Origin of the sequence: Protofrankia sp. CiT1 (assembly GCF_917627335.1) — a bacterium.
In the GTDB taxonomy this organism is placed as follows: Bacteria; Actinomycetota; Actinomycetes; order Frankiales; family Frankiaceae; genus Protofrankia.
The window spans coordinates 3,043-7,665 of sequence record NZ_CAKJTP010000184.1; the positions used below are offsets into that span (position 1 = coordinate 3,043).

Consider the following 4,623-nt stretch of genomic DNA (forward strand, 5'->3'; position numbering starts at 1 on the left):
ACGCGCCTCGACGGCCTCGTCATGGGCGGTGACCAGGCCAAGGACGCCACCGACGAACCGGGCGAGCATGAAGCAGCCGATGAGGACGGCTCGTGAGCCGTCGGGGTACATCGTTGGGTACATGGCGATCACTCCGGGGCCACGCCAGTGGCAAAAGCCCTGGTCAGAGCGGAGCCGGCGAGGGGATTCGAACCCCTAACCGCTCGATTACAAGTCGAGTGCGCTGCCAGTTGCGCCACGCCGGCCAGCCGAGGAACCTCCCTAGCGTAGGGCATCAGCCGTCGATCTCGCTCAGCGGGATCGACGGCTGGGGGGAGCGGCTGAGGGACCGAAGCCGACGGCCCCGAGGCGGACGGACGGATCCGATCCCAGCTGATGCCCGCATCCCGCACCGGCCCGTCAGGACCGGCCATCCCGGCCGGCAGCCCCGCGGCCGAGCCACCGGTCAGGAGTAGACCAGCATGGGGGCTGTGCCCAGGCCGGTCATCCCGAATTCTCCATCAATCGCTCCGTGAGCGTCCCAGAACTCGACCGCGCCTGCCACGTCACAATTTTCGATCAGATCGGTCAGCCGCGCGTAACGCGCCAGCGACTGCTCGATGAAACGGCGTCCGTCGTGCTCCGGGACCTTGCGGAGAACAACATCGTACTGATGTCGGAGCAGCGACGCGACAAGCTCGGCCAGCAACGTCAGAGTCTGATTGTGACAGGATCGGACGACCAGCACCCGAAAATCCGTGGCACGCCGGGAGAAATCAGCCGCATTACGCGCGGCGTCGGCAGCCGCCAGACATGCCCGCATTTCTTGCAGATCCGCCGGGGTACGGCGTTTTGCGGCCAGCGCCACAATGCCCGAATCCATGACGGCCCGCGCCTCGGCCAGATCCCGGACGGGCGTTCCCCGCATCTGGAGCCGCAGTCCGGCTTGCCGGGCCAGGACCTGCCCGTCCGGCTCCTGGACGAGTGGCCCGAGGTGGGAGCCACGGCGAAGGACGATCAGAGATTCTGACTCAAGGATGCGTAGCGCCTCGCGCATTGTCGGCCTTGCGACACCATAAATATCCATCAGCTCGGTCTCCGGTGGAAGGTGGTCGCCAGGTCGGACCTCACCGCGTGCCACTCTTCCGCGCAAGTCATCGGCTACCATCTCGGCGAACTTGTTGAAGCTCGGTCCGTACCCCGCTCGGGGTGTACTCATACCCATGTGGCCGCCTCCTCACTGAAGCGTAAAAACTATGCTAACCGGCGGAAGAGAGCCACTACTCGTCTCCACGGACTTCTTGTGAGACCGCCCACGCCATGTGAATCCACCCACACCGATATTCGCTATAGATTAGGTTCTCGTGCGCCTTGGCGGAGCATCACGAATACGGGCCGACGCGGCCGCCAATGACGCGCCATATAAGAGTGCCCGACAATAGGGGAATGGATCAAGGAGCGAGAATGGGGTACATGCATCGCGAGGCGGCACAGGGAGCCACCGGCGGTGTTGGGGACGACCGACGAGCCGGGGTACCCGGGCATCCTGCGGCGATGGATGGGCAGCGAGGGACGGGGAGCGATGACGCGAGGGGCATGCCTGTCCCAGCCTCGCGACGCCGGGCCCCCTGTTGCCGACCCCAAGGGAAACCGGTATGACACATCACCACATCCACGCAGCAACCACGGAAACGGGTGCCTCCGACAGGGCCGGCCGGGAATCCCCCGCTCGCAATAAAGTCGACAGGCTGCCAACCAGCTAGGAGTGACGCGACCAGACGTTTCCGCGCGACGCGGGAGAAATTAACCACCCAGAGTCATCGAACAAAACCTTCCGTACCCGCCAGGCGGCATACGAGAAGTGCGGCAAAGGTAAGGAGGGGAGCTCAGAATGGTGTGGGAAGAGCCGCTTCCCTCCGCCGTGGCCCGCCTCGGACATTCGATCAAGAGGGCGGAGCAGGCACTCATCCGTGAGAAGACCCGGGCACTGCGTGATGTCGGGCTTTCCGTCCCGCAGTACACCGCGCTGTTCACCCTTGCCGAGTCACCCGGTCTCTCCGGCGCCCAGCTCGCCCGAAGGTGCATGGTCACGCCCCAGTCGATGGCCAGCCTGCTGCTCACCCTCGAAGCCAAGGGACTGATTGTCCGTGAGCAGTCGGATGTCCATGCGAAGGTTTTCCAGAGCCGGCTGACACCAACCGGCCTAGCGTTGCTGCGGCAGGCCGACGCGCTGGCCCTCGCGGTCGAGCAGCGCCTCACCGACGTGTTCTCCCCGGGAGAGCTGGAGGAGTTCCGGTCTCTCCTCGAACGGTCCGTCGCCATTCTCGACGACGAAACCGGACGGTCCGTGGCCACAGCCACGCCGCGGTGGTCCGAACAACTCCGTTAGCGGCCGGAGCCCGGCTATCGCTGTCCGTCCACCCGGCGGCGGCGGGCGATCTCCGCCAACATCACGCCAGCGGCGACCCCGGCGTTGAGCGACTCGACGTTACCGACCATCGGGATCCGCACGGTCAGATCGCAACGCTCCCCGACCAGCCGTGACAGGCCACGTCCTTCTGAGCCGACGACCAGCGCCAGCGGATCACCGGCCATCTCCAGCTCGTCGAGAGCAACCTCGCCGTCCGCGGCCAATCCAACGACGAAAATGCCGGCATCCGCCCAGGCAGCCAACGCCCGAGACAGGTTCGTCGCCCGCGCCACCGGCAACCGGGCGGCGGCACCCGCCGATGTCTTCCACGCCGCCGCGGTCACGCCGGCCGCCCGTCGCTCGGGCACGACCACGCCGTGCGCGCCGAACGCCGCCGCCGATCTGATCACAGCACCGAGATTACGCGGATCGGTCACTCCGTCCAACGCCACCAACAATCCCGGTGGCGCGGCCTGCGCACGGGCCAGGAGGTCATCGGGGTGGGCATACCGGAACGGCGGCACCGACAGTGCCAGCCCCTGATGCGGCGCGGAACCGCACATCCGGTCCAGCTCGGCGCGGGCGACATCCGCGACAGCCACACCGGCAGGAGGCGCGAGCCGGCGGGCCTCGTCAAGACGTTCGTCATACTCTGTGCCACCGGCAACGAACAGGGTTGACCCCGGAACACCGGCTCGTAGCGCCTCCACCACCGCGTTACGGCCGACTACCAGTTCGTCGAGGTCACCGCGACCATCGCGCTCCGCTCGGCCGGAGCGGGACGAACCAGCCCGATCCGGTCCGCCGCGGACGGGCCCGCCAGCACGACCACCGGACCGCGGCACCCGTTCACCACCGGTTTTCCCGCCTTTTTTCCCACCTCGGCCCTGGCCTGTCCCAGCGAGTGGACGCGGACCGCGCGCCGCCCGGCCACCCTCGTCCCGAGCCCTGTCATCACCGGCTCTGTCCGTACCCGCCCGAGCGTTGGAGACGCTGCCGGCTCGCCCAGTGCTGTCGGTAGCCCGCGAACCCACCGGGCGTCGCGCCTCAGCCGCCGCGATCACAGCGGCTCTGCGCTGAGCTGGGTGGCCTGGCCGCAGCTCAGCCGGCGGAGTGGCGCCACGGCCCTCCAAGCTCTTCCTGCGCTGGCCACCGCTACCAGCCGACGCGCCCTTGCGATGCGACCCCGCCTTGGCCGCTCGACCGCCCTGGCCGCCACGCGCCACCCCACCGCCGCCACGCCGTTGCTGGCCAGCCATCAGCGAACTCCACCAGCGCGTATCCCGGACGCGTCAGAGAACATCGTCACACGGTATACGGTTTCCCAGCTCGCTTGGGCCACCGGCCGTACGGGAAGCTGCATGATCAGAAAGTCTGGCGCGTGTTAGAGCGCCCGGCAATAGGGGACGCGGCGTCGCGGGGCTGGGGCACGCACCTCGCCGCGTTGTCGTCAGTCGCCACCCAACGCCAGGGTGGCTCCCTCCTCCGCCTCGCGCCGCACGCACCCCAGCCCCGCTCCTTGATCCACGCCCCTATTGCCGGGCGCTCTTAGCTTGTCCGCAAGCTGACAACAGCTCATACTGCTTAACACCTCATCGCCGTCAACAGCCGCACTATGGTCAAACCGTGACGGCGAACACACCTTCGACATCATCCATACGATCAAAGAGCGCCGTCGATTCCGCCATGATTACACTGCCGGTGTCGAGCCAGCCGCATGTCGACCACGCACAGACACCGCATCGCCGACGCCGATCCCCCACCCCGTGACGCCGCGCCCTCTGTTGCCGGACGCGCTAAGCCATGCAGGGCCGCCAAGATGTCCGCCGCCGAAGGGATCCTGATCGGAATGATCGACCAGACCCCGGCACGATTCCCACCGATCAGCGGTTCACCGACAAGCCGTGTGACATGACCACAGAATTTGATCATCCGTACGCCGGGGACGAAGAGGTACGGAACCGACCAGAACGGGGGCCTTGCCCGGTGTGCACGAACCCGGCGTACTCGGATGACCACCGCTGCGAAACATGCGGCATGCCGCCGCGGGTCGAGATGCCGCCGGAGACAGGTGACGCAGATCACCGAGAGATCGACCTTGGCCTTATTGCCGGCGTCTGTGACCGGGGAGTCCGACATACCACCAACGAGGACGCCATGGGTATCGCCATGGTCGGCTCCACCCTGATCGCCGTCGTCTGCGACGGTGTGTCGAGCACACCCGGGTCAGGACC

General features: G+C 67.0%; 3 protein-coding genes, 1 tRNA gene and 1 pseudogene. 2 read left to right on the forward strand and 3 right to left on the reverse strand.

What is annotated here, in order from left to right; genetic code table 11:
• Window positions 1-172: 172 nt before the first annotated feature.
• A tRNA-Thr gene (locus tag MJ785_RS19240) sits at window positions 173-245 on the reverse strand.
• Window positions 246-445: 200 nt separating this feature from the next.
• Window positions 446-1,204 (reverse strand): FadR/GntR family transcriptional regulator, encoded by a 759-nt coding sequence (locus tag MJ785_RS19245; RefSeq protein ID WP_239313574.1) that lies wholly within the window; start codon window positions 1,202-1,204, stop codon window positions 446-448.
• A gap of 666 nt (window positions 1,205-1,870) precedes the next feature.
• Between MJ785_RS19245 and MJ785_RS19250 the strand changes: the two genes are divergently transcribed.
• Window positions 1,871-2,368, forward strand: a complete 498-nt coding sequence (locus MJ785_RS19250) for a MarR family winged helix-turn-helix transcriptional regulator (RefSeq protein WP_239313571.1) — start codon at window positions 1,871-1,873, stop codon at window positions 2,366-2,368.
• A gap of 14 nt (window positions 2,369-2,382) precedes the next feature.
• On the opposite strand, the gene rlmB is transcribed toward MJ785_RS19250, so the two are convergent.
• Entirely contained in the window at window positions 2,383-3,648 is a 1,266-nt protein-coding gene (gene rlmB / locus MJ785_RS19255) for a 23S rRNA (guanosine(2251)-2'-O)-methyltransferase RlmB (protein ID WP_239382132.1), read from the reverse strand.
• Between the two features lie 652 nt (window positions 3,649-4,300).
• Here rlmB and MJ785_RS22390 point away from each other — a divergent pair.
• Window positions 4,301-4,623: pseudogene (locus MJ785_RS22390) on the forward strand (protein serine/threonine phosphatase 2C family protein); the annotation flags it as partial.